The following is a 25,247-nucleotide window of genomic DNA, read 5'->3' as shown; positions in this document are numbered from 1 at the left end:
TGCAACAATCACACACCGAACCTTCGCCCTGCCTCGACGTCGGATCCTGCATCTGCCAATTTTCGAGGTAGCCCGCGTGAAAGGCATCATTGTCCGCAAGTACCGCCTGGCCGTGAAAACCATCGGCTACATCGGCTGGTCGCTGTTCTGGCTGCTGATCTGGGATGTGCTGGTCACCATCGATTTCATGCTGTTCTTCAACAGCAAGTTCACCCTGCCGCTGATCCCGTTGACCTTGCTGGGCTCGGCGCTGGTGGTGCTGGTGAGCTTTCGCAACAGCAGCGCCTACAACCGCTGGTGGGAGGCGCGCACCTTGTGGGGGGCGCTGGTCAACAGTTCGCGCAGCTTCGCGCGGCAGGCACTGACCCTGATCGATGACCCGGATGATAGCCTCAACCCGGTCAAGGCTACCCTGTTGCGCCGGCATATCGCCTATGTGAACTGCCTGGCGGCGCACTTGAAGGGTGAGCGCTGCCCGGATGAACTGATGGCGTTCATTCCGCCGGCGGAATTCGAGCGGCGCAACCGCTCGAACAACTTCGCCAACGACATTCTGAGTGGTTCGGCGGCGTTGCTGGCGCGGGAGTACCAGGCCGGGCGGCTGGACAGCATTCGCCTGGCAAGGCTGGAATCGACGCTGGTAGACCTGTCCAATGCCCAGGGTGGCATGGAGCGGATCGCCAATACGCCGCTGCCCTACCCTTATGTGTACTTTCCGCGGCTGTTCATCACCCTGTTCTGCCTGATCGTGCCGGTGGGGCTGGTGGAGTCGCTGGGCTGGTTCACACCGCTGGCTTCGACAGTGGTGGGCTTCATGCTGCTGGCCATCGAGCGGATCGGGACGGATTTGCAGAGCCCGTTCAGGTTCAGTGAGCACCAGATCCAGATGGACAGCATTTGCGAGACGATCGAGCGGAACCTGGAGTCGATGCAGCGGGAGGCGCAGTGTGCCGAAGTTGGTGGTGCCTGATCGATTTTGGGGCCGCGTTGCGGCCCCGGCTATCGATCAGGCCCGCACATAGCGCTGGCGCAACACATCACTCAATGCATCCACCAACAACACCAGCACCAGCATCCCCATGATCACCGTGCTGGCCTGGGCCTCCTGGAACAGGCTCAAGGTGGTGTACAGCATCTGCCCCAACCCGCCAGCCCCGACAAACCCCAGCACGCTGGCCATGCGGATGTTGTTCTCCCAGCGATACAGGCTGTAAGCCAACAGCTGCGGCCACAGATTGGGCAAGGTGCCAAAGCAGAATGCCGCTACCTGGCTGCCGCCCTGCAAGCGGATGGCCGCCGCCGGCTCCGGCGGTGCGTTCTCCAGCGCTTCGGCAAACAACCGCCCCAGCACGCCAGCGGTATGCAGCGCCAAGGCCAGGGTACCGGCATTCGGCCCAAGCCCGGCTGCCAGCACCGTCAGCGCGGCCCACACCAGTTCCGGGATGGCCCGCAGGGCATTCAGCAGCAGCCGTGCGCAGGCCTGCAACGGCCAACCGAACCGGCCAGCAGCCGGCAGCGCCAACAGCATGCCCAGCACCATGGCCAACAGGGTGCCCAGGCCTGACATGGCCAGGGTTTCCAGCGCCCCGTGCGCAACCGCGCGCAGGTGCCCGGCAGACAGGTCCGGGTGCAGGAAGCGCCCGGCATATTCCCCCATCTGCCCCGGCCCGCCGTTGCCGACCAGCGCCTGCAAGTCCAGCTCCAGGTAGGCGAACGAGGCCATCACAGCAGCAACGATGGCGCCTAGCACCAGCAAGTTGATCACCCGGTTCATGCCAGCCTCCAGCGCAGGAAGCGACTGAGCAGGTCGGCCAGCATCACCAGGACCAGGAACGTCAGCAGCATGCTCGCCACTTCCGCACCCGCGAACATGCGCATCGACAGGTCGATCTGCTGCCCCAGCCCGCCAGCACCGACAAAGCCCATCACCACCGAGGCGCGTACTGCGCACTCCCAGCGGTACACGGTGTAGGACACCACCTCGGACACTGCACTGGGCAGGATGCCGTAGAGAAACGCAGCCAGGCGGCCACTACCCGCCTGCAGCAAGGCATGGGCCGGGCGCTGGTCGACCGACTCGAAGATCTCGGCATAGACCTTGCCGAGCATGCCGCTGTAGGTGATGGCGATGGCCAGCACGCCCGCCGTCGGCCCCAGCCCCACGGCCCGCACGAACAGCAACGCCCAGACGATTTCCGGCACACTGCGCAGGAAAATCAGCAACCAGCGCACCGGCAGGCGCAGCAGGCGCGACCACACCCCTGCGCGACCACCATGGGAGGCGGCGCGCAACGACAGGGCACGGCTGGCCAGCAGGCCGGCAGGAACCGCCAGCAGCAACGCCAACGCCATGCCGGCCGTGGCCACGGCCAGGGTCTGCAAGGTGGCGTCATACAGCAGCGAAAGGAAGTCGGCATCGTGTGCTGGCGGCCAGAAGGCACTGGTGAAACTGGCGATCTGCTGGCGGTTCTGCGCCTGCAGCAGTACCCCGGGGTTCAGTTCGCTCAACCGGACGCCAGGCCACAGCACTGCCACCGCCAGCAGGGTCAGCAGCAACCGCGGCAGCAGCGCCGGGTCGCGGGCATCAAGCTTCAGCATCGCGGAATCTGCACGGTCAGGGTCGGCCCCTGGCTTGGCGGTGAAGCCAGTTGTTCGTTGGCGTACAGCGCATCCAGCAACTGTTCGGTCACCGCTTGCGCCGGGCAGTCGAACACCACTTGCCCTTCGCGGATACCAATTACCCGCGGGAAGTGCGCCAGCGCCAGGTCCACGGCATGCAGGCTCGCCACCAGGGTCACGCCATTGGCCTGGGCGTGGCGGTTGAGCAAGGCCAGGCTATGGTCGGCCAGCACCGGGTCCATGGCCGACACCGGCTCGTCGGTCAACAGCACCTGCGGCCGCTGGTAAAGCGCCCGGGCAATACCCACCCGCTGCAACTGGCCACCGGACAATTGCCCGCACTGCACGAACAGTTTGTCGGCCAGGCCCAGCTCGGCCAGTACCTGGCGCGCCCCCGGCACATCGCTGGGGTACAGCAGGTTGAGCAAGCCTCGCAGCATGCCCCACTGCCCCAGGCGGCCGGCCAGCACCGCCGTCACCACCCGCTGGCGCGGCGGCAAAGGCGGCGCCTGGTGCACCAGGCCGACCCGCGCACGCAGGCGCTGGCGGGCCCTGGCAGACAATGCCCAAGGCTGCTCGCCGAGCAGCTCCAGGCGCCCGCTGCTGGGCTGGATGGCGGTCGCCATCAGGTGCAGCAAGCTGGACTTGCCCGCCCCCGAAGGCCCGATGATGGCGACGCGCTCGCCTTCACCGATGCGCAGGCTCACTGCGTCAAGCGCACGCACCTGGCCATGGCGCAGCCCGGCCCCGTGCAGATGAATAGCCACGTTGGAAGCCACTGGAGATGTCACTTGAGCAGGCCGGCCTCGCGTGCAGCCTGCTCGGTGCCCACGTAGTTCTCAGGCTTGGTCTCGATGAAGCGGCTGGCGGCCTGCAGGTCGAGGATCGCCTTGTGCTCCGGGTTGGCCGGGTCGAGGTCGAGGAAGGCTTTCTTGATCTTCGCTTTCAGCGCCGGGTCCATGTTGCCGCGCACGGTCCAGTTGTAGTCGAAGTAGGTCGGGGTGGTAGCGAACACCTTCACCTTGGTGGTATCGACCTTGCCGGCATCCACCAGCTTCTGCCAGACGCTGGCGTTGAGCACGCCGCCATCGACCTTGCCGGCCTGCACCCAGGCCACGGTGGCGTCGTGGGCGCCGGAGTAGGCAACACGGCCGAAGTAGTCTTCAGGCTTGATGTTGTCCTGCTTGAGCATGAAGTAACGCGGCATCAGGCTGCCCGAGGTGGACGAGATGGAACCGAAGGCGAACGACTTGCCCTTGAGGTCGGCCAGGCTCTTCACATCGGGGTTGGCGGTGATGAACTTGGAGGTGAACTGCGCATCCTGCTCACGCTGCACCAGCGGCGTTGCGGTCGGGTCCTTCAGGTGCACCTGGACGAAGGTGAAGCCGCCCAGCCAGGCCAGGTCGAGGCGATCGGAGGCCAGCGACTCGACCACTGCCGGGTAGTCGGCAACCGGTACGAACTTCACCTCCATGCCCAACTGCTTGGCCAGGTACTCGCCCAGCGGCTTGAACTTGCGCTGCAATTCGGTCGGTGCTTCGTCAGGGATGGCGCTGACCCGCAGGGTGTCAGCAGCCTGGGCGACAACGGCACAGCAGGACAGCACGAGGCCGGCGGCGAGCGCCAGAGGGCGTTTGAGCATGGGAGTTCTCCGGTTCAATAGCGGGGAAGGGCCGGCCTATGCGCCGACAACGGGAATTCAGGAATTATAAGAGGCGCTGGCTCAAAGGCCAGCTTTGCTACAATCGCGCAATAAATTGACCTGCCGAGGTACGCATGAGCGAGCCGATTCGCCTGACCCAGTACAGCCATGGTGCCGGCTGTGGCTGCAAGATCTCCCCCAAGGTGCTGGATGTGATCCTCGCCGAAAGTGGCGCCCAGGCCCTGGACCCGAAACTGTGGGTGGGCAATGCCTCGCGCGACGACGCTGCCGTGTACGCGCTGGACGACGAGCGCGGCGTGGTCTCGACCACCGACTTCTTCATGCCGATCGTCGATGACCCGTACGACTTCGGCCGCATCGCCGCCACCAACGCCATCAGCGACATCTACGCCATGGGCGGCGACCCGCTGATGGCTATTGCCATCCTCGGCTGGCCGGTCAACGTGCTGCCGCCGGAAGTGGCCCGCGAAGTGATCCGCGGTGGCCGTGCGGTGTGCGCCGAAGCCGGCATCCCGCTGGCCGGCGGCCACTCCATCGACGCCCCCGAGCCGATCTTCGGCCTGGCCGTCACCGGCGTGGTCAGCAAACGCCACCTCAAACGCAACGACACCGCCAGCGCAGGCTGCCGCCTGTACCTGACCAAGCCGCTGGGCATCGGCATCCTGACCACCGCCGAAAAAAAGGCCAAGCTGCGCGCGCAGGACCAGGGCCTGGCCCGCGACTGGATGTGCACCCTCAACACCCCCGGCAGCCGCTTCGGCAAGCTGGACGGGGTCAAGGCCATGACCGACGTCACCGGTTTCGGCCTGCTCGGCCACCTGGTGGAACTGGCCGAAGGCAGCGGCCTTACCGCGCACCTGGACTACGCCGCCGTACCGCGCCTGCCCAGCGTCGACCACTATCTGGCCGAGGGCTGCATCCCCGGCGGCACCCTGCGCAACTTCGACAGCTACGGGCACAAGATCGGTGCCCTGAGCGACGACCAGAAGCACCTGCTGTGCGACCCGCAGACCAGCGGCGGCCTGCTGGTGGCCGTTACCCCGGAAGGTGAAGCCGAGTTCCTGGCGGTGGCCGCCGAACTGGGCCTGCAACTGGCGCCGATAGGCAAGCTGGTCGAGCGACAGAGCCACGCGGTCGAGGTGATCTGATGCGCCCCGACTGCACCGATTTCCGCCAGCTGTTCCTCGACGACGTGCCGATGATGGACATGCGCGCGCCTGTCGAATTTGCCAAGGGCGCCTTTCCCGGTGCCGTCAACCTGCCGCTGATGAACGACCAGGAGCGGCAAAAGGTCGGCACCTGCTATAAGCAGAAAGGCCAGGCTGCAGCCATCACTTTGGGCCATCAGTTGGTCAGCGGTGCGACCAAGCAGGCTCGGCTGGAGGCTTGGGTCGCGTTCGCCAAGGCGCATCCTGAAGGCTACCTGTACTGCTTCCGTGGCGGTCTGCGCTCGCATCTTGTGCAGGCATTGCTGCGCGATGAGGCGGGCATTGACTACCCGCTCGTCGAAGGCGGCTACAAGGCCATGCGCCATTTTCTGCTGGAGACGACCCAACAGGCGGTCTCGCAATGTGATTTCGTGCTGGTGGGCGGCCTGACCGGCACCGGCAAGACCGATGTGCTGCACCAGCTGGACAATGAGCTGGACCTGGAGGGCTACGCCAACCATCGGGGTTCCAGCTTTGGCAAGCGCGCCACAGCGCAGCCGGCGCAGATCGACTTCGAGAACCGGCTGGCCATAGACATATTGAAGAAACGCGCCCGGGGTATCGAGCGGTTCGTACTGGAAGACGAAGGCCGTATCGTGGGCAGCTGCACCGTACCGCTGGAGCTGTACCAAGGCATGCAGCAATACCCGCTGGTGTGGCTGGAAGACAGTTTGGCCAACCGCGTGGAGCGTATCCTGCGCGATTACGTGATCAACCTGAGCGCCGAGTTCGTCAGCCTGCATGGTGAAGAAGAGGGCCGCCGACTGTTTGCCGAGGGGCTGCTGCAGAGCATGGGCAGGATCCACAAGCGCCTCGGCGGCGAGCGCTATCAGCGGCTATCGGAAATCTTGCGCCAGGCGCTGGAAGAACAGCAGCGCAGCGGTTCGGTGGAGTTGCACCGGGTCTTCATCGAAGGCTTGCTGAGCGAGTATTACGACCCGATGTATGCCTACCAGCGCGCGGCCAAGGCTGAACGTATCGAGTTTGCCGGGGATGCCGTGGAAGTGCGCGAGTACCTCAAGGCCCGGGCGCTACGCGAGCCGCGCAAGTAGAAACGTGCGGTGGATGGCACCGGCGTTGCCGGTGTTCGCGGGTAAACCCGCTCCCACAGGTACAGCGTGATCTCAAAGCTTGCGAAATACCTGTGGGAGCGGGTTTACCCGCGAAGAGGCCCGTATAGACAGCCCTACTGCCCCGGACTAAGCACCCGCTCCAGCTCCGCCGCCCGGTCGCGGGTCATGTCCATCACACAGGCCCCACCTTCCAGCTGCGCCATGGTCCCGCCACTGGCTTGTACATGGAACTGACAATTGCCATCGCGATAGGCAAGCCACTTGCGCTGCACATCCCGCAGGCTCTTCTGCTGCCCGGCATCCAGCTTGCCCATCAATTGCTTGTACACCCGGTTCAGGCGCTGGTCCTGCAACTGCGTCTCGGCCTGAATGCATTCGCTCATGGCCACGGTAGTGGATGCCTTGTCCATGCACTGCCCGTATCCCGGCGTGTAGTCCTCCGCCATGGCCAACGGCAGCACACAGGCCAATGCCAGGCCCGTCAGGTAATGCTTGCTCATGCAACCCCTCCTTGTGGATTTCAAAGCGTCTGCGGCTGTTCCGGCGGCATCAGCACCTTGCCCGGCTCGAAGCGCAGCGACGGCATCTGCGTCGCCGCATACAGCGCCATGCCAAGCGCCGCGATCAACAGCACATCCAGCCAGCTCCAGCCCGGCATGTCGTCGGCACTGCGTGCCCTCCAGCAATGCCAGGCCTGCCCCACGCAAAACACCACCATCGCCGCCAGCCACAGGTAGAAACCGACACCAAAACCGGTCAGGTCATGAAACTCATAGCTCTGGTTGTCCGGCAAGCGGTCAATGCCGAAACTGCTGGCCGCCAGGTACGCAGCCACCAGCCCGAGCAGCAATGCCAGCCGGCGAAAGCGTCGATGGGCAAGGATCGCCAAGGCCAGTAGCGGGTTGGCAAACCATTGGTACAAGCCGAAGGGCACGCCCCAGGGACCGTACAACAGCATTTGCAGGGCCGGCATGTGGCGGTCGCCGCTCATCAGCGCGCCATCGAAGAACAATGCGAGCAGGTAAAGCAGCAGGCTGACGCTCAGGTAGAAAACTGGCAAAAGATTTATTTCCTAGGCAACCGGGGGCTCAAGCAGAAGGCCATAAATACCCGAATCGGACAACTCGCCGGCAACGCACCAACGCGCACGCAAGGTACCTTCCAGCACAAAACCCTGGCGCTCCAGGGTACGCGCCGACCCTTGGTTACGCGGGTCGATCTCGCCTTCCAGACGGCGCATGTGCAAGGTGTGGGCGAGGTAGTCGATGAAGCAGGTCAGTGCTTCGTCCATGTAGCCCCTGCCCTGCACCGCGCTGGCCAGGCAGTAGCCGATTTCACCACGGCGGGATACATCGTCGATGTTGAACAACTGGACCATGCCGATCAGTTCGCCGTTGTCACGGCGATACATGCCAAGCTTGAGCTGGTCGCCATTGGCATAGGCTTCGCGGTCGGCGGCCAGGGCGCTTTCGGCTTCGGCCAGGTCTTGCCAGGGGGCATGATGCCAATAGCGCATGACCTCGGGGTCGGCCATGATCGCCAGCCATTGCGCGGCATCGGCATGGCGCATGGGGCGCAATTGCAGACGCGGGCTGTCGAGGCAGAGGTCACTGGGGAAACTGCGGGGTGGGGTCACGCCGGATCTCCTGTCCATTGCTGGGGAGATGACAGTTTAACTTCATGTGGGGTGGGGTGGGGCAGGTCTTGGGGTCGGTGTGTGTTTGAGGGGTGTTTGTCTTGAGTTTTGTGGTGATGCGAAGATCGAGCGCCGCCCGCGCGGCGCATCGCGAGCGAAGCTCGCTCCTACATCTGTTTCGGGCCAATTATTCCTGGTAAGGCGCGCGCGCCCCTTGGCGCAAGGCGCGAAATCGTGTCGTATAAACAGGGCGGTCGCGCACGCTGGCACTGGCTGCACTGGCCCGAAACAAATGTAGGAGCGAGCTTCGCTCGCGATGCGCCGCGCGGGCGGCGCTCGATTTCAAAACCACCGCAAAACTGTCGGCATGCGCCCGCACGGTCATTCACTCACAACCAGACCGCATCCCAATGCGGATAATCGCCTACCCTGGTGACCAAGCCAGCCCTTAACGGATTGGCAATAATATATCTGGCAACCTTGACCACATCGTCATCATGACGCAAAGCCCGGTCGTGATAACCCGCCTGCCAGATCGGTACCACCCTTGCTCCAGCTTTGCGCAAAGCATGACCGGATCGGGATTTGAAACGTTGCATCAACGTCCCCAGCGTTACGTCTTTCAACTCAACCAGCCAATGCACATGGTCAGGCATCACGACCCAGGCCAACGACCGGCAATGATGCTCCTGATCTGCTCTGCGAAGGTTTTGAATCACCAACCGTGCAAATTTCAGGTTAAGGAACAATGGGCGACGGCGGTAGGTGACTGAGGTCAGCATGTAGAGCCGGCCAGGCTCTGAACACCTTCCGCGGCGGAGTAAACAGCCATGAGGGTTAGGCATGTGGTCATCCTTGAGCAGACATGTTCCGGGCAGGATAGCGATGGGCTGGAGAGCGTGAAGAGGTTTAGGGTTACAGGGTGTAAGTTGGCCACCCAAGGGCTTGGCTTGAGTTCTGCGACGGTGCGCAAATCGAGCGCCGCCCGCGCGGCGCATCGCGAGCGAAGCTCGCTCCTACATTTGTTTCGGGCCAATACAACCTGTGCCAATGCGCGCGACCGCCTTGTTTTTCCAAGGCAATATTGCGTCATGCGCCAAGGGCCCGCGCGCGCCCTTCACAGGCATAACTGGCCCGAAACAGATGTAGGAGCGAGCTTCGCTCGCGATGCGCCGCGCGGGCGGCGCTCGATTTCAAAACCACCGCAATCCTTCCGGCATGCACCTGTCAGCCGCTACTGGCCCGCCCGACATGCACACCAGGCCATTGCTCAATCTCCACGACTCAACCCCACTTCCATATCATTGATCAGCGCCTTGGCCATGGCACTGAGAATCCGCGCAGCGCTGCCGGCGATCTTGTCGCCCTCCATCTCGGCCTCTTCGTTCAGATGCTTGATGCAGCCGATCAGGACCGACAATTCATCGAATGCCAGGTCAAGCGGTACGCCCGGTTCTACCCGGTACAGCTCGAGAAATTTCTCCACGCCGGCGGTGGTGTGGGATTTGAGGTGATTGATCATGATGAACTCCAAATGTGTGCTGGAGGCAACCACCTCGATCCTTCTCACAGATTTGGGCGGCAGCCGTACGCGAGGTGAGAAGCCCGTGTTGGAGTCACCACGGTCAGGCCGAAGCCTGCACGCGCACAGCTGCCATAAGCTGACAAGGGACTACCAACGACGAGTTCTCACACTCGCTCGCCTTCTGGGCGAACGGCGAAGTTAACGCTGTGGTATTTCCCTGCCTATCAGACGGCATCCGACTGAGCTCGTAGGATAATTCCCAATGCCCGGCCACCTGAAGCATTTGGTTTCAGGTTCAGATTCTTCTTACAGCTGATGGCCTCTTCGCGGGCACGCCCGCTCCCACAGGGACCGCACAGTATCTGAATCCTGTGCAGTCCTGTGGGAGCGGGCGTGCCCGCGAAGAGGCCGGCACAGGCAACCTTGGAAGAATCAGGCCACCTCAGCCCCATCATCCGGCCAATGCGGCTCATTGGCCCCCGGCGGGGTCAGCGGTGGCAGGCCATACGCCGCCCGCGCATCGTCGCAGCTGGGGTTATGCACCCCACCCACCCACGACGCCTCGAACTCGCGGCAGGGGCTGGAACGGTTGGCGTAGATGGTGCAAGCCACCTCCTGGCCGATCTCGCCCTGCAGGCTGACGCAACGGCAGGGTTTGGCATCGGTGCCGATCATGGCAACACGGGTGGGGTTGATCTGTACCACCAGGTCGTCCGGCACAAGGCCCCCGGCAGACTGGCATTCGCCCCAGAAAAAGGACACACGGAAGTACCCGCAGCAGGCGCCGCAGTCAAGGCAAGGGTTGTATTCGGACATGATGGCACGGAGGGAAGGTTGTTGTTATCGGGGCTGGCCCGCAGCGCCATTTTCAATCCAAGCCGGGGCGCCTGGATAGAGGGGGAATGCAAAAATATTTGCCGCTGATCCGGCAATTGAGCATGGACGACCAGCGCCTTCGCCGGCCGCCCGTTCAAGTTAGCGTAATGCCTTGTAGGAAGTGACATCCCAGCGCTGCAAGCCAAGGCCTTCGGTCGGGTCATAGCCATCACCACACACCTTGCTGAAGTGTGTGCGAGCCTCGCCGCAATGCACCAGCCGGTCGTCCTTTTCGCCCTCGGTCAGTACGGTATACGACTCGCTGCGCATGGCCTTGTACTGCTCTTCGGCAGCAGCCATGACCCTGTGGTATTGCATCAACTGGTTGTCGCTCAGGCACAGGCGCTTGTCCAGCCCCACACCCCAGCGGGTCAGGCAGACCTCGGCAAAATGGCGAACGATCAACCCTGGCTCCACCAGTACCTCACCGCCACCCGCACCGTCGACCGAGGCATTGCCCACCAGGGTGGCATGGCGGCCTGGCATGGGGTAGATGCAGATCCGCGTATCCGGTTCGACCGAGGGGATCACACAGGCAAAGCCTTTCGATCGCTCGTCCCGCGAATAGAAACCCACGTACTCGCGAACATTGCCCGCCAGGGTTACCCGCCGGCTTTGCAGGTTGCCGATGCCCGGCACCGGGTCGATGGCGAAGATATTGACGGGTATGTCCCGCAATACAGGGTCCTGCGCCATGGCGTTAGCCAGCATGTGGCAGCTGATCCCGCCCCTGCTCCAGCCCACCAGGTTCACCTGGGTCGGCAAGCGCGGCGTGCGGAACATGCTGATGATGCGCTCCTGCAACTCCTGCGGTGTTGGATGGCGCTCACCATAGTCGTAGGTCCGCCAGAACCAGGAGGCAGTGGAAGACACATCCGGAATGGGTACGCCGGCGTCCTTCAGGCGCTGGTACTCCTCTTCGCTCAGCTTGGTGCGCTGCCAGCTGCTTTCACCCTTGATCACCTGCAGCACATGGTTGACGTTCTCTTCCCAGCCGCGGCCGAACAACTGGCCAGTCCAGTTGAAGTAGCCGCCGGGCTCGACGAACAGGTTGTCGTCCTGGAGGTTGCCGCTGCCGGGGCCGTCAACGGCGATCCAGTGGGCGAATTCGCGGCCCTGGTCATTGCTGGCCAGGGTCGAGACCAGCTCGCCATTCCAGAAGTTGGGGTTGGCGTCGTCGAAGCGGTGGGAACCGGTGCCGCAGAAATAGGCAGTGAAGACACTCATTTGTGGGTCTCTGTGGTGAGAAATGAGTGCTGAAGGTAGGTAGATAAATCAGTGGGATGCAGGTGGAAAACTCGCCTTAGTATCAGTCGGGGCTGCTTTGCAGCCCTTTCGCGACACAAGGCCGCTCCCACAGCTACGCCGCAATTTTCAAATGCTGCGCTGTACCTGTGGGAGCGGCCTTGTGTCGCGATGGGCCGCAAAGCGGCCCCAATAACTTACTTGCGGGTCAAACCATCAGCCCGGAACATCTGCCGGATCCCGCGAATCGCCTGGCGAATACGGTCCTGGTTCTCGATCAGGGCAAAGCGAACATGGTCATCACCATAATCACCAAAGCCGATCCCCGGCGACACGCATACCTTGGCCTCGGCCAGCAGCTTCTTGGAAAACTCCAGCGAGCCCAGGTGCGCATACTCCGGCGGGATCTTCGCCCATACGTACATCGAGGCCTTGGGGTTCTCGACCATCCAGCCCAGCTCGTGCAGCCCTTTCACCAGCAGGTTGCGGCGCTGGCGGTATTGCTCGGCAATGTCGCGCACGCACTGCTGATCGCCTTCCAGTGCGGCAATGGCAGCCACCTGCAGCGGGGTGAAGGTGCCGTAGTCGTGGTAGCTCTTGATCCGCGCCAGGGCGCTGACCAGCTCGGGGTTGCCGACCATGAAGCCGATCCGCCAGCCGGCCATGTTGTAGCTCTTGGACAGGGTGAAGAACTCCACCGCGATGTCCTTGGCCCCCGGCACCTGCATGATCGACGGGGCTTTCCAGCCGTCGTAGACGATGTCGGCATAGGCCAGGTCATGTACCACCAGCACGTTGTACTGCTTGGCCAAAGCCACCACGCGCTCGAAGAAGTCCAGCTCCACGCACTGGGCGGTGGGGTTGGACGGGAAGCCGAGGATCATCATCTTCGGCTTGGGAATCGACTCGCGGATGGCCCGCTCGAGTTCGTTGAAGAAGTCCACACCCGGCACCAGCGGCACCGATCGCACCTGGGCACCGGCGATCACTGCCCCGTAGATATGGATCGGGTAGCTGGGGTTGGGCACCAGCACCGTGTCGCCCTGGTCAAGGGTGGCCAGCATCAGGTGCGCCAGGCCTTCCTTCGAGCCGATGGTGACGATGGCTTCGCTTTCCGGGTCGATGTCGACCTCGTAGCGTTCCTTGTACCAGTTGGATATGGCCCGACGCAGGCGTGGGATACCGCGAGAGGTGGAATAGCCGTGGGTGTCTTCACGCTGGGCGACCTGCACCAGTTTCTCGACGATGTGCGGCGGGGTGGCGCCATCGGGGTTGCCCATGCTCAGGTCGATGATGTCCTCGCCACGGCGGCGGGCAGCCATCTTGAGCTCGGCAGTGATGTTGAAGACGTAAGGGGGGAGACGATCGATGCGCGCAAAGCGGCGCGGCGAACCTGGGTTGGCCATGGCTTCCTCTGAGTACGTAAGCGCCCGGAACCGTCCGAGCGACGTTGGCCGATGTGGCGGCCTGGATCAGAAGATAGTGCCGAAACAGTATGACTGTAAAGGACAATTTCCTGTTTTGTTAGAATTTTTCAGATGTATTTTTTGAAAATTTCAAATTTATATTTCAGGTCCGACCTCTTCGCGGGTAAACCCGCTCCCACAGGGGACGCACCAAGCTCAAATCCTGTGCACGAACCTGTGGGAGCGGGTTCATCCGCGAAAGGGCCAGCACAGGAAAAAACCCATAAAAAAACCCCGGCACAATGGCCGGGGCTTTCGTGTAACAGGCAGCAGTATCAGCGTGCATAAGTCATCAGCACGTCCGCAGCGGTCTGGCTGTCCACACCCATCATCACGCTCAGGGCAGTGACGGTGAGGATGGAGAAGCCGAACACCTTGCGGGCCCACTTGCTGTCGTCCTCGGCCTTGTAGCCACCCCAGGCCATGTACAGCCAGTACAGGCCCATGGCTGCTGCCACGGCCAGGTAGCCGAGGCCGGCGTAACCGCCGAGGGTAAGCATCAGGGTTGCGAGCACGAAGGCCAGCACGTACAGCACGATCTGCTTCTTCGCCGCGAGGATGCCGCGAGCCACCGGCAGGACCGGAATGTTGGCAGCGCTGTAATCCTTGAAGCGGAAGATCGCGATGGCGAAGCTGTGCGGCATCTGCCACAGGCTGAACATCACCAGCAAGGTGACCGCAGCCAGGTCGAAGCTGTTGCTCACGGCGCAATAGCCGATCACCGGAGGCATGGCACCAGACAGGCTGCCGACCAAGGTGCCGTGCACCGATTTACGCTTCAGCCACAGGCTGTAGAAACCGACGTAGACGATGAAGCCTACAGCTGCGCAGAACGCCGACAGCGGGTTGGCCTGGACATACAGCAGGCTGAAACCCGCCACCCCGAGCAGGGTGGCGTAGATCAGCGCGAGGGGCAGCGACATGCCGCCCTGGACCATGACGCGGTTCTTGGTGCGCTCCATCTTGTGGTCGATGTCACGGTCGATGCAGTTGTTGAACACGCATCCGGACGCAACCACCAGCGAAGTACCGATCACCACCGCCAGGAACAGGGCGAAATCCACATGGCCCTTCGAGGCAAGGAAGAAACCGCCTGCCACGGAAAGCACGTTACCGAAAATGATCCCCGGTTTGGTGATTTGGATAAAGTGCTTAACGGACATGCAGTCTTACCTCACTTGGCCAACATTTCGAAGTGGATGCTGAACATGATCCACAGCGACAGGCCGACAAGCAGAGCGATCACCAGAGCGGTGAACAGGAACGTCGACACGTTGCTACGTTGCTCTTTCGAGCGGTCCATGTGCAGGAAGTACACGAGGTGTACGACTACCTGGATCACGGCCATGGCAACAATGATCAGAACGGTCAGGTTCTTCGGCAGGCTTGGCGACATGGCCAGGCCGAACGGGATCGCAGTCAGGATGATCGACAGGATGAAGCCGATCATGTACGACTTGACGCTGCCGTGGTTACCTTCGTGATGAGTGTCGTGTGCGTTAGCCATTACAGAACTCCCAGCAGGTAGACGACGGTGAATACGCAGATCCAGACCACGTCCAGGAAGTGCCAGAACAGGCTCAGGCAGCTCATGCGGGTCTTGGCGGTCGGCGTGATGCCGTGCTTGTTGATCTGGTACATCATGACTGCCATCCAGATCAGGCCGGCGGTCACGTGCAGGCCGTGGGTACCTACCAGGGCGAAGAAGCCCGACAGGAAGCCACTGCGGTTCGGGCCGAAGCCTTCGCCGATCAGGTGATGGAACTCATAGATTTCCATCGCGATGAAGCCTGCACCGAACAGGAAGGTCACAGCCAACCAGCCCAGTACGCCAGCTTTCTTGCCATCGAACATCTTCAGCATGGCGAAGCCGAAGGTGATCGAGGACAGCAGCAGGAACAGCGTTTCAACAGCTACGAAATCGAGCTGGAAGATGTCATGACCCGACGGGCCGCCGGCAAAACTGCCGGACAGCACCGCGTAGGTGGCGAAGAGCGACGCAAACAGGATGCAGTCGGTCATCAGGTACAGCCAGAAACCGAGTACGGTCATCTGGCCCGAGTCGTGGTGGTGGTCGTCATGCCCATGGTCGTGACCATGAGCAGCACCGTGCATTACTTGACTGGACATTGATTACACCCGCTCAAACGATTCGACACGTGCGCCGGCAGGCAGAGCACCTGCTTTGGCCAGCGCTTTCATGCGCTCGCCTTCGATGCGCGCCACTTCTTCGGCCGGAACCATGTAGCCCTGGTCGTCACGCGCAGCGTGGCGAACGAAGACAGCGATGGTTGCAACCAGGCTCGCGCCAACCAGCCACCAGATGTGCCAGATGAAGGCGAAGCCGAAGACGGTCAGGAACAGGCCCATGAACAAACCGGTGGAGGTGTTGCTCGGCATGTGGATCGCTTCGTACTTGGCCGCAGGCTTGTAGGCAACACCGGCTTCCTTGGCTTCGTGCCAGGCATCCAGGCCAACCTTCTCAGGCATGTGGGCGAAGTTGTAGAACGGAGGTGGCGACGAAGTCGACCATTCCAGGGTACGGCCGCCCCATGGGTCGCCGGTCACGTCCAGGTTCTGGTTGCGATCGCGAACCGATACGTACAGCTGGATCAGCTGGCAGGCGATACCGAACAGGATCAGCACGGCGCCGACAACGGCTACGTACAGGTAGGGTTCCCACAGTGGGTTGTCGGAGTGGTTCAGACGACGGGTCATGCCCATGAAGCCCAGGGCGTACAGCGGCATGAATGCTACGTAGAAGCCCGAGATCCAGAACCAGAAGGCAGCTTTGCCCCACTTCTCGTTCAGGGTGAAACCGAAGGCTTTCGGGAACCAGTAGGCGAAGCCGGCGATGTAGCCGAATACCGCACCACCGATGATCACGTTGTGGAAGTGAGCAATTACGAACAGGCTGTTGTGCAGCACGAAGTCAGCACCTGGAACAGCCAGCAGAACACCAGTCATGCCACCGATGGAGAAGGTGATCATGAAGCCCAGGGTCCACATGATCGGCGCGGTGAAGCGCAGACGGCCCTGGTAGATGGTGAACAGCCAGTTGAACAGCTTCACACCGGTCGGAATGGAGATCAGCATCGTCGCCAGGCCGAAGAAGGTGTTGACGCTGGCGCCGGCACCCATGGTGAAGAAGTGGTGCAGCCATACAGCGAAGCCCAGCACGGCGATGGCGCCCGATGCGTAGATCATCGAGTGGTGGCCGAACAGACGCTTGCCTGCGAAGGTGGAGGTAACTTCCGAGAACACGCCGAAGGCCGGCAGGATCAGGATGTAGACCTCAGGGTGACCCCACGCCCAGAACAGGTTGACGTACATCATCGGGTTCCCACCAAGCTCGTTGGTGAAGATGTGGAAGTCCAGATAACGGTCAACAGTCAGCAGAGCGAGTGCAGCGGTCAGGATCGGGAAGGAAGCCACGATCAGCACGTTGGCCCAGGTGCAGGTCCAGGTGAAGATCGGCATGTCCATCAGCTTCATGCCAGGGGCGCGCATCTTCATCACGGTGACGAGGAAGTTCACGCCGGTAAGCGTCGTACCCAGGCCTGAGAGCTGTAGCGCCCAGATGTAGTAGTCGACACCCACCCCAGGGCTGTACTGAATGCCCGCGAGCGGCGGATAGGCAACCCAGCCGGTCTTGGCGAATTCACCAACGCCCAGCGAGATGTTGACCAGCAGCACGCCTGCCAGCAGCAGGTAGAAGCTCAGGGAGTTCAGGAACGGGAAGGCAACGTCACGTGCACCGATCTGCAGAGGAACCGCCAGGTTCATCAGGCCGGTGAAGAACGGCATCGCCATGAAGATGATCATGATCACACCGTGAGCGGTGAAGATCTGGTCATAGTGTTCAGGCGGCAGGTAGCCTTCGGAGCCACCGGTAGCGGCAGCCAGCTGGGTACGCATCATGATGGCGTCGGCAAAGCCGCGCAGCAGCATGACCATCGCGACGATGATGTACATCACCCCGATCTTCTTGTGGTCGACAGTCGTCAACCACTCGGTCCACAAGTAGGTCCACTTGCGGAAGTAGGTGATAGCACCGACGACAGCGATACCACCGAGCGCGATCATGGCAAGCGTCACCATGACTATCGGCTCGTGATAGGGTATCGCCTCCAGGCTTAGTTTACCGAACATCTCTTACTCCTCTGCACCGGCAGCTGGTTGCATACTCGATTCCACACCCTTGGTAGTGGCCAGATCTTTGCTGCCTGCTTCTTCGTGGCTCGGACGACCGCGGTTCATGCCTTCGTACTTGTCGACGATCAGCTGGAACTGGTCAGGCGAAGCCTCGCTATACAGCGCGACTGGGTTGTTTTCGCTTGGTTTGGCCAAGGCGTCGTATTCGGCCTTGTCCAGCTTCTTCGGCGACTGCTTGACCTCGGCGACCCACTTGTCGAAGTCTTCCTGGGAGGTGGCAGTAGCCTTGAATTTCATGCCGGTGAAGCCAGCACCGCTGTAGTTGGCGCTGATACCGTCGAACTCGCCGTTTTCGTTGGCGATCAGGTGCAGCTTGGTGGTCATGCCGGCCATGGCGTAGATCTGGCCGCCCAGGCCCGGGATGAAGAACGAGTTCATCACGGCATCGGAAGTGACGCGGAAGTTGACCGGGGTGTTAGCCGGGAAGACGATCTTGTTGACCGTGGCAATGCCCTGCTCCGGGTAGATGAACAGCCACTTCCAGTCCAGCGCGACCACGTCGATCTGCACTGGCTTCACATCGGAATCCAGCGGACGGTACGGGTCCAGCTTGTGGGTGGAGTGGTAGGTGAAGTAGCCCAGGGCGATGATGATCAGGATCGGGATGATCCACACCGCGGCTTCGATCTTGGTCGAGTGCGACCAGTCGGGGGTGTAGGTGGCAGCCTTGTTGGAAGCACGGTACTTCCAGGCGAAAACCACGGTCATGATAATGACCGGAATCACCACCAGCAGCATCAGGCCGGTAGCGATCAGGATCAGGTTCTTTTGCTCAATGCCGACCTGGCCCTTCGGGTCGAGCAGGGTCCAGTTGCACCCACTGAGTAAAAGCATGCCTAAAAAGGGCAATATGCCAAACAGTCTGGGGTAACGCTTTTTACTCATCTCACGACCTCTAGATCAGCTTGCTTCAATGCAATTTGTGTTTTGGTAGCCAACACTTCGTCCTGCCAAGTGAGGCATTTCACGCCCGTACTCGCTCCTGCCCGGGGTCTGACTGCAGGACCTAGGCGTGAAGCGAGTTAGCGGTGCTTATGGTTTCGTAGGCAACAGGCCTGTACTTCAGACCAAGTCCATTTGGTGCGGGAAAACGCGGAGGGGGGTCCGCCCGGTATCGCCGTTGGGCGAAACTTGACGAAGTCAGCAAAAAGGAGCGCTGGGGCTTCCTTCAATCCTGCGACTTGCAAGCAGTGCCGAACGGAAATTGGGGGCGATTGTAGATAGGTCGCCAACCCTTGACTATGACTTATTGAGCAACAGTCTTTTACAGAATCTGCAACAATACTGCTCAAAAACTCAACTTCGCGACAGTTTGTCGCACCCCGCTTGCTAGGCCCCAAAGCCGCATTCTGCAAGGCCTCCGGGTTGATCTGGATCAAGCGGGGAGCAAATTTCCCCTCTTCTCATGCGGCGCAAAAGACCCCATGCAATTCGGGACTTTTGTCTAAGCCCGGCGTCGGTTGCGATAGATCCCGAGCGGAACCAGGACGGCCGTCAGGACGAACGCAACCAGCGCCCATTGCGCCAGAGACAAACCGAGGATCGGCGGGTACGGCGTGCTGCAGAAGCCGTCGACCTGGAACACCAGCGGCCAGAGCTTGGCCAGCGGCAGGTCGTCCACGATCGGTTGCAGGGTGTCGATGCCGCAACTGACCATGGGGTTGGCGAGTATATACACATGGTTGCCGGCCGCAACGATTCCGCCAATGGCGCTGAGCACCACCAGTGCCTCGAAGAAGGTCAGGCTGCGGCGCCCGGGCATCGCCGCGGCGAGGAAGGCGAACACGGCAATGAACAGCAGCGCATAACGCTGCAGGATGCACAATGGGCAGGGTGCCTCGCCCAGGACTATCTGCATGTAGAGGGCGCCACCGATCAGCGAAATGCAGATCAGGCCCAACAGCACCAGAAAGCGCCGTTCCCGATTCAGGCGCGATGTTTGTTCGTTCATTGCCGGTTCCTTCGATGGATAGTGGCAGCGTGGTCCGCCTGCCTGGGCGCAAGTCTACACGCTGGGCAGGGCCTTTGAGCGTGCCGAGGAAGCGGCGTGATGGCGCTGCTGGGCTATCCGGTGTGGCTGAGACCGGCCGCAACGACGTCGGTTCAACGTCGGGCGGCAAAAAAACGGCTGCCGGGTGCCGCGCAGGAGCAAGCCCCTCGACACCCGGGAGTGAAGGATACCGTGATTAAAGGACGATTAACGATGAAAGCTGCACTGGCGCTTTCATCTCTCCTTTATATAGGCAGGAAGGTGAGGTGCGGCCCAGCGGCCGGGATAAATATTCTGTAAGCCTGTACCGGCCTCTTCGCGGGTAAACCCGCTCCCACAGGGCCCCCACAAGGTTCAAAACCTGTGCGATCACTGTGGGAGCGGGTTCACCCGCGAAAGGGCCAGTGCAGGCGCTACATCACTCCAGCGCAGCCGCCGGCCCGAAGAACTCGTAGCGGCTCTGTTGCTCTGGCACACCCAGGCCCTTCAGCTGGCGCTTGACCGCCGCCATGAAACCCTTGGGCCCGAGGAAGTAGGCATCCACGTCACGCTCCTGCGGCAGCCACTCGGCCAGCAGGTCCTCGCTCAGCAGGCCTAAGGCATCAGCTGCGGCGCCACCCTGCGGTTCGGCATAGCAGTAGAAGCGCTTGAGCTGCGGGTGACGCGCGGCCAGCTCGTCGATCCAGTCGCGGAAGGCATGCACGGCACCGTTGCGCGCGCAGTGAATGAAATGCACCTCACGCTGGGTTTGCAGTGCCGCCTGCAGCATTGGCAGGGTCGGGGTAATCCCCACGCCACCGCTGATCAGCACCAGCGGCTTGTCGCTGGCAACCAGGGTGAAATCGCCAGCCGGCGGGAACAGCTGCAGGGTATCGCCCACCGCCAGTACGTCGTGCAGGTAGTTGGAGACCTTGCCGCCCGCCTCGCGCTTGACGCTGATGCGGTATTCCTTGCCGTCGCACAATGCCGACAGGGAATAGTTACGGCGCTGCTCGGCACCGTCGATGTCCAGCTTCAGGCCGATGTACTGGCCAGGCTCGGCCTTGAGCACCGGCTTGCCATCCACCGGGGCAAAGTAGAACGATACGATTTCGCTGCTTTCCTGCTCACGGCGTACCAGGCGGAATTCGCGGGTACCGCGCCAGCCACCTTCGGCCTCTTCCTTCTGTTTATAGAGATTCTCTTCGGCACCGATCAGGATGTCGGCCAGCTGGCCATAGGCCGCGCCCCAGGCATCTATCACGGCGGGGGTGGCGATTTCCTTGCCCAGCACTTCTTCGATGGCGCGCAGCAGGCAGCTGCCGACGATCGGGTAGTGCTCGGGCAGAATCTGCAAGGCAACGTGCTTGTTGATGATCTGGCCGACCAGGCCGCCAAGCTGCTCCAGCTGGTCGATGTGGCGGGCATACATCAGCACGCCGTTGGCCAGGGCGCGCGGCTGGTCACCACTGGCCTGGTGGGCCTGGTTGAACAGCGGACGCACTTGCGGGTACTCGCTGAGCATCATCTTGTAGAAGTGGGTGGTCAGCGCTTCGCCGCCGCTTTCCAGCAGGGGGACAGTGGCCTTGATGATTGCACGTTGTTCGGCATTGAGCATTGCAACAACTCCTGAGCCTGTGGCTTCGAATGACTGCCTCGGTCATTACATCAACCGTGCCAACTTTTATCTCCAGCAAAATCAGGCAGTTGACGCCGATCATGTCAAAACGACCCACCCCGGCGTATAGTCATATCGACTTACAGGAGTCAATATGACCACAAAGCCGCTGCTCACCACCCTGCTGCCCCTGGTCAGCGACCTGTCCCGCGACCTGCCCGACCAGGAACGCTATCGCCGCCTGCTGCAGGCCATGCGTGGGTTGCTGCCCTGCGATGCCGCCGCGCTGCTGCGCCTGGACGGCGAGTGGCTGGTGCCGCTGGCAGTGGACGGCCTGAGCCCCGATACACTGGGCCGGCGCTTCCGGGTCAGCGAGCACCCACGCTTCCAGGTTCTGCTCAGCAGCCCGGAACCCACTCGCTTTGCCAGTGACTCAGAGCTGCCCGACCCTTACGACGGCCTGGTCAACACCCCCGATGCCAACCTGGAAGTACATGACTGCATGGGCTGCCCGTTGATGGTTGACGAACGCCCTTGGGGCCTGGTTACCCTCGACGCCCTCACCCCGGGGCAGTTCCAGAGCCTGGAGCTGGGCGCCCTGCAGGCCTTCGCCAGCCTGGCCGCCGCCACGGTCACCGTGGCCGAGCGCATCGAGCACCTGGCCCTGCGCGCGGAAGACGAGCACCACCGCGCCGAGATCTACCGCCAGGCCAGCGGCCAGGATAAAGAGCTGATTGGCCAGAGCCCTGCGCACAAGCGCCTGGTGGAGGAAATCCGCCTGGTCGGTGGCAGCGACCTGACCGTGCTGATCACCGGTGAGACCGGCGTTGGCAAGGAATTGGTGGCCCAGGCCCTGCACCAGGCCAGCAACCGCGCCGACAAACCGCTGGTCAGCCTGAACTGTGCTGCCCTGCCCGACACCCTGGTGGAAAGCGAACTGTTCGGCCATGTGCGCGGTGCCTTCACCGGTGCCCATGGCGAGCGCCGTGGCAAGTTCGAACTGGCCAATGGCGGCACACTGTTCCTCGACGAAGTCGGTGAACTGCCGCTGACGGTGCAAGCCAAGCTGCTGCGTGTGCTGCAGAGCGGCCAGTTGCAGCGCCTGGGCTCGGACCGCGAGCACCGGGTGGATGTGCGCCTGATCGCAGCCACCAACCGCGACCTGGCAGCAGAAGTACGCACTGGCAACTTCCGCGCCGACTTCTATCATCGCCTTAGCGTGTACCCGCTGCACGTGCCACCGTTGCGCGAACGTGGGCGAGATGTGCTGCTGTTGGCCGGCTACTTCCTCGAACAGAACCGTTCGCGCCTGGGCCTGAACAGCCTGCGCCTGAGCAGCGAAGCCCAGGCCGCGCTGCTGGCCTACGACTGGCCAGGCAACGTGCGTGAACTGGAACACCTGATCGGTCGCTCGGCGCTCAAGGCGCTGGGCCAACACCCTGACAGGCCACGCATCCTTACCCTGGAAGCCATCGACCTGGACCTGCGCGCAACGGCAACGCCCGGCATCCCGCCCTCCCCTGCCGCGTCCTTGCAGGCAGCACCGCTACCCGAGGGGGGGCTGCGCGAAGCCGTCGACGCCTACCAGCGCCAGGTGATCGAAGCCTGTCTGCAGCGGCACGAAGGAAACTGGGCAGCGGCTGCCCGGGAACTCGGCCTGGACCGGGCCAACCTTAGCCGCCTGGCCCGTCGGCTGGGGCTGCGCTGATTGAAACCAGCGCGGTACCTGTGGGAGGTGGCCCGGCCCTTTGGCCTGCGCTGTCGCATGAATAGCTGAAATTGCAAGCAATCCGCGTACCCTGTGGGAGCGGCTTTAGCCGCGAAGAATCCAACGCGGTGCATGGCACCGGCTGCGCCGGTGTTCGCGGCTAAAGCCGCTCCCACAGGGGCCCGAGCATTCCTTGGCTCGGTGCAAAATGACTAAAGCCAAGCCCGAACAGGCCGATAACCGGTTACTCCCTGTTCCCCATGAAGGTCACCATGGCCACGCAAAATGCCCGCGCGGACTCGCTGTCCCTGCTGCTGTTCACCCTGCGCAGCGGCAAGTTGATGGCAATCAACCTGCTCAAGGTCAGCGAGATCATCCCCTGCCCGCCGCTGACCAAGCTGCCCGAATCGCACCCCCACGTGAAAGGCGTGGCGACCCTGCGCGGCAACCCGCTGTCGGTCATCGACCTGTCCCGCGCCATTGGCGAACGGCCGCTGGCCGACCCGGACGGTGGCTGTCTGATCGTTACCGAGATCAGCCGCTCGCGTCAGGGCCTGCATGTGCAGGCGGTCAGCCGCATCGTGCATTGCCTGAGCACCGACATCAAACCACCACCCTATGGCTCAGGCAGCCGATCGTTCATCACCGGCGTGACCCGGGTCGACAACACCCTGGTGCAGGTGCTGGACATCGAAAAAGTCATCCATGCCATCGCCCCGCCGACGCCTGAGCCGCCTCAGCGCACCTTGAGTGAGGAAGACGCCAGCCTGCTGGCCGCCGCCAACATCCTGGTGGTGGATGACAGCCAGGTGGCCCTGCAGCAGTCGGTGCACACCCTGCGCAACCTCGGCGTCGAATGCCACACCGCGCGCAGCGCCAAGGACGCCATCAACGTGTTGCTGGACCTGCAAGGCACCGCGCAGGAAATCAACGTGATCGTCTCCGACATCGAAATGAGCGAAATGGACGGCTACGCCTTCACCCGCACCCTGCGCGAAACCCCCGACTTCCAGCACCTGTACATATTGCTGCATACCTCGCTGGACAGCGCCATGAGCAGCGAAAAGGCGACCCAGGCCGGGGCCAATGCCATCCTCACCAAGTTCTCCTCGCCGGAGCTGACCGATTGTCTGGTGGTGGCGGCGCGCGCCGTGGTGTTCGCCGAGCGTTGATATATTCGGAGACAAACTCCCCGGCTTGCCGCCGGGGTCGAGTCGGGCATAATTCGCGCCCCTCGCAGGTAACTTGCCGGAATCGTGTATGAAGTTTCTCAGCTCTATCCTGATCAGTTGCGCCCTCTTCAGCGGTATTGCCCAGGCTTCCAGCAGCCAGGCCTGGAACGAGCAGCGCCAGCAGATGCTCAAGGCCTGCCTGGCCGCCAGCCAGTTCAAGGACGCACACGCCCGCAGCAAGCCTGCCGAGTTCGATGACCAGGTGGGCATGAGTGCCCTGCTGATCGAAGGCGTCTACCCCCAGAAGCACATGCAGCAGCGCACCGGCACCGAGTTGTGCCTGTACGACCGCCAGCACCAGCGCGCCTTTGTCAGCGAATGGAGCCCGGAAGCCAAGTGACCGACAACCTGCGTTTCGCCTGTACCGGCTGCGGCAAGTGCTGCACCGGCCACCACGTGCCCTTGACCCTGGCCGAAGCACGCCGCTGGGCGGACAACGCCGGCCAGGTGGTGGTGCTGATCGAAGCCTTCGTGGCGGACGGCCCTGGCATGCCGGTAGAACAACGTGATCATGTGCTGCGTCGTTCCCATCCCGTGCCCTGCGGCGACAGCGAGGCACGCGTATCGGTGACCTTTGCCGCGTTCAATCCCGGCCGCTGCCGCAACCTTGACGACAACGACATGTGCACCATCTATGACCAGCGCCCGCTGGTCTGTCGCATCTACCCGGTGGAAATCAACCCGCATATCCCGCTGCGGCCGGACAGCAAGGACTGCCCGCCGGAAGCCTGGCAGCAGGGGCCGGATCTGATTCACGGCACGCAACTGGTCGATGCCGAACTGGAGGCGCTGGTGCAGGCCTCGCGCCAGGCCGACCGCGATGACATCGCCGCGAAGGTGGCGGTGTGCCAGGCGCTGGGGATGACCACCAGTGCACTCAAGGGCAACGGATTTACTGCCTACCTGCCTGACATGGGGGCCTTCCGCGCGGGTCTGGAGCAGGTACCGGAGGCTGGCCTGGCACAGTGGACCCTGCACGTGGAGGACGCGGCGCTGGTGGCGAGCTTGCAGGAACATGGTTTGCGCACCACCAGCGAGCCCCCGGTGTATTACGCCTTCATCAGCTTCTAGCTATGCCTTGGCGGGGCAACCGCCTTGCACAGGAACCAAAGCCGGCCGCGGTCCCTGTGGGAGCGGGCGTGCCCGCGAACACCGGCGCAGCCGGTGCCATGCACCGCGTTGTATTCTTCGCGG

Annotated in this window: 26 protein-coding genes; 7 read left to right on the top strand and 19 right to left on the bottom strand. The window is 62.4% G+C overall.

What is annotated here, in order from left to right; all coding sequences use genetic code 11:
• Positions 1 to 76 precede the first annotated feature (76 nt).
• Complete coding sequence (locus ACIQYU_RS01285) at positions 77 to 970, top strand: bestrophin family protein (protein WP_233687275.1); 894 nt, start codon at positions 77 to 79, stop codon at positions 968 to 970.
• Between the two features lie 36 nt (positions 971 to 1,006).
• On the opposite strand, the gene phnE is transcribed toward ACIQYU_RS01285, so the two are convergent.
• The 4 genes from phnE to ACIQYU_RS01265 are packed head-to-tail and all read right to left on the bottom strand — an operon-like array spanning position 1,007 to position 4,261.
• Positions 1,007 to 1,774: a phosphonate ABC transporter, permease protein PhnE gene (phnE, locus tag ACIQYU_RS01280; protein ID WP_207838043.1), complete on the bottom strand. Its 768-nt coding sequence runs from the start codon at positions 1,772 to 1,774 to the stop codon at positions 1,007 to 1,009.
• Positions 1,771 to 2,598 (bottom strand): ABC transporter permease, encoded by an 828-nt coding sequence (locus tag ACIQYU_RS01275; RefSeq protein ID WP_233687276.1) that lies wholly within the window; start codon positions 2,596 to 2,598, stop codon positions 1,771 to 1,773. Before ACIQYU_RS01275 ends, phnE begins: the two co-directional genes overlap by 4 nt.
• Entirely contained in the window at positions 2,592 to 3,386 is a 795-nt protein-coding gene (locus tag ACIQYU_RS01270) for a phosphonate ABC transporter ATP-binding protein (RefSeq protein ID WP_063911746.1), read from the bottom strand. The genes ACIQYU_RS01275 and ACIQYU_RS01270 overlap by 7 nt, the downstream gene beginning before the upstream one ends.
• A 20-nt stretch (positions 3,387 to 3,406) precedes the next feature.
• Positions 3,407 to 4,261 (bottom strand): putative selenate ABC transporter substrate-binding protein, encoded by an 855-nt coding sequence (locus ACIQYU_RS01265; protein WP_207838041.1) that lies wholly within the window; start codon positions 4,259 to 4,261, stop codon positions 3,407 to 3,409.
• Positions 4,262 to 4,395: 134 nt separating this feature from the next.
• Between ACIQYU_RS01265 and selD the strand changes: the two genes are divergently transcribed.
• Together selD and mnmH are read left to right on the top strand one after the other, a co-directional pair.
• Positions 4,396 to 5,430, top strand: a complete 1,035-nt coding sequence (gene selD / locus ACIQYU_RS01260; protein WP_207838039.1) for a selenide, water dikinase SelD — start codon at positions 4,396 to 4,398, stop codon at positions 5,428 to 5,430.
• Positions 5,430 to 6,542: a tRNA 2-selenouridine(34) synthase MnmH gene (gene mnmH / locus ACIQYU_RS01255; protein WP_233687277.1), complete on the top strand. Its 1,113-nt coding sequence runs from the start codon at positions 5,430 to 5,432 to the stop codon at positions 6,540 to 6,542. The genes selD and mnmH overlap by 1 nt, the downstream gene beginning before the upstream one ends.
• A 134-nt stretch (positions 6,543 to 6,676) precedes the next feature.
• Here the strand turns inward: mnmH and ACIQYU_RS01250 are convergent, their stop codons facing one another.
• The 15 genes from ACIQYU_RS01250 to hmpA form a co-directional block, all read right to left on the bottom strand.
• Positions 6,677 to 7,063, bottom strand: coding sequence for a lysozyme inhibitor LprI family protein (locus ACIQYU_RS01250; protein ID WP_207838037.1), 387 nt, complete (start codon positions 7,061 to 7,063; stop codon positions 6,677 to 6,679).
• A 20-nt stretch (positions 7,064 to 7,083) separates the two neighbouring features.
• Positions 7,084 to 7,623: a hypothetical protein gene (locus ACIQYU_RS01245; RefSeq protein WP_207838035.1), complete on the bottom strand. Its 540-nt coding sequence runs from the start codon at positions 7,621 to 7,623 to the stop codon at positions 7,084 to 7,086.
• Positions 7,624 to 7,635: 12 nt separating this feature from the next.
• Positions 7,636 to 8,199 (bottom strand): GNAT family N-acetyltransferase, encoded by a 564-nt coding sequence (locus tag ACIQYU_RS01240; protein WP_012270565.1) that lies wholly within the window; start codon positions 8,197 to 8,199, stop codon positions 7,636 to 7,638.
• Between the two features lie 389 nt (positions 8,200 to 8,588).
• The gene (locus tag ACIQYU_RS01235) at positions 8,589 to 9,044 is read right to left on the bottom strand and encodes an REP-associated tyrosine transposase (protein ID WP_233687278.1); all 456 of its coding nucleotides are present in this window, start codon (positions 9,042 to 9,044) and stop codon (positions 8,589 to 8,591) included.
• Positions 9,045 to 9,469: 425 nt separating this feature from the next.
• Positions 9,470 to 9,721, bottom strand: a complete 252-nt coding sequence (locus ACIQYU_RS01230; RefSeq protein ID WP_233687279.1) for a DUF3077 domain-containing protein — start codon at positions 9,719 to 9,721, stop codon at positions 9,470 to 9,472.
• Between the two features lie 435 nt (positions 9,722 to 10,156).
• On the bottom strand, positions 10,157 to 10,540 hold the full coding sequence (locus ACIQYU_RS01225; protein WP_233687280.1) for a YkgJ family cysteine cluster protein: 384 nt from the start codon (positions 10,538 to 10,540) through the stop codon (positions 10,157 to 10,159).
• Positions 10,541 to 10,699: 159 nt separating this feature from the next.
• A complete protein-coding gene (locus ACIQYU_RS01220) occupies positions 10,700 to 11,827 on the bottom strand; it encodes a hypothetical protein (protein ID WP_233687281.1) in 1,128 nt (375 codons plus the stop codon).
• Between the two features lie 215 nt (positions 11,828 to 12,042).
• Positions 12,043 to 13,251: an alanine transaminase gene (gene alaC, locus ACIQYU_RS01215; protein ID WP_087503060.1), complete on the bottom strand. Its 1,209-nt coding sequence runs from the start codon at positions 13,249 to 13,251 to the stop codon at positions 12,043 to 12,045.
• 335 nt (positions 13,252 to 13,586) lie between these two features.
• Positions 13,587 to 14,474, bottom strand: coding sequence for a heme o synthase (gene cyoE, locus ACIQYU_RS01210; RefSeq protein ID WP_016484944.1), 888 nt, complete (start codon positions 14,472 to 14,474; stop codon positions 13,587 to 13,589).
• Positions 14,475 to 14,485: 11 nt separating this feature from the next.
• A complete protein-coding gene (gene cyoD, locus ACIQYU_RS01205; RefSeq protein WP_025337746.1) occupies positions 14,486 to 14,818 on the bottom strand; it encodes a cytochrome o ubiquinol oxidase subunit IV in 333 nt (110 codons plus the stop codon).
• A complete protein-coding gene (cyoC, locus tag ACIQYU_RS01200) occupies positions 14,818 to 15,441 on the bottom strand; it encodes a cytochrome o ubiquinol oxidase subunit III (RefSeq protein ID WP_063911281.1) in 624 nt (207 codons plus the stop codon). Before cyoC ends, cyoD begins: the two co-directional genes overlap by 1 nt.
• 3 nt (positions 15,442 to 15,444) lie before the next feature.
• A complete protein-coding gene (cyoB, locus tag ACIQYU_RS01195; RefSeq protein WP_207832521.1) occupies positions 15,445 to 17,463 on the bottom strand; it encodes a cytochrome o ubiquinol oxidase subunit I in 2,019 nt (672 codons plus the stop codon).
• A 3-nt stretch (positions 17,464 to 17,466) separates the two neighbouring features.
• Positions 17,467 to 18,411: a ubiquinol oxidase subunit II gene (gene cyoA / locus ACIQYU_RS01190; RefSeq protein WP_015268993.1), complete on the bottom strand. Its 945-nt coding sequence runs from the start codon at positions 18,409 to 18,411 to the stop codon at positions 17,467 to 17,469.
• A 559-nt stretch (positions 18,412 to 18,970) separates the two neighbouring features.
• Entirely contained in the window at positions 18,971 to 19,477 is a 507-nt protein-coding gene (locus ACIQYU_RS01185) for a disulfide bond formation protein B (protein WP_207832518.1), read from the bottom strand.
• Positions 19,478 to 19,934: 457 nt separating this feature from the next.
• The gene (gene hmpA / locus ACIQYU_RS01180; RefSeq protein ID WP_207832516.1) at positions 19,935 to 21,113 is read right to left on the bottom strand and encodes an NO-inducible flavohemoprotein; all 1,179 of its coding nucleotides are present in this window, start codon (positions 21,111 to 21,113) and stop codon (positions 19,935 to 19,937) included.
• A gap of 154 nt (positions 21,114 to 21,267) precedes the next feature.
• Here hmpA and norR point away from each other — a divergent pair, with 154 nt between their 5' ends.
• The 4 genes from norR (at position 21,268) to ACIQYU_RS01160 (ending at position 25,124) form a co-directional block, all read left to right on the top strand.
• Positions 21,268 to 22,821, top strand: a complete 1,554-nt coding sequence (norR, locus tag ACIQYU_RS01175) for a nitric oxide reductase transcriptional regulator NorR (protein ID WP_233687282.1) — start codon at positions 21,268 to 21,270, stop codon at positions 22,819 to 22,821.
• Between the two features lie 272 nt (positions 22,822 to 23,093).
• Complete coding sequence (locus ACIQYU_RS01170; protein WP_233693857.1) at positions 23,094 to 23,993, top strand: chemotaxis protein; 900 nt, start codon at positions 23,094 to 23,096, stop codon at positions 23,991 to 23,993.
• An 88-nt stretch (positions 23,994 to 24,081) separates the two neighbouring features.
• A complete protein-coding gene (locus tag ACIQYU_RS01165; protein ID WP_025337739.1) occupies positions 24,082 to 24,393 on the top strand; it encodes a hypothetical protein in 312 nt (103 codons plus the stop codon).
• A complete protein-coding gene (locus tag ACIQYU_RS01160) occupies positions 24,390 to 25,124 on the top strand; it encodes a YkgJ family cysteine cluster protein (RefSeq protein ID WP_402797871.1) in 735 nt (244 codons plus the stop codon). The genes ACIQYU_RS01165 and ACIQYU_RS01160 overlap by 4 nt, the downstream gene beginning before the upstream one ends.
• The last annotated feature ends 123 nt before the right edge of the window (positions 25,125 to 25,247 follow it).

Origin of the sequence: Pseudomonas sp. NPDC096925, from assembly GCF_044762545.1 — a bacterium.
Classification (GTDB): Bacteria; Pseudomonadota; Gammaproteobacteria; order Pseudomonadales; family Pseudomonadaceae; genus Aquipseudomonas.
This window is presented reverse-complemented; position numbering and strand designations above follow the sequence as displayed.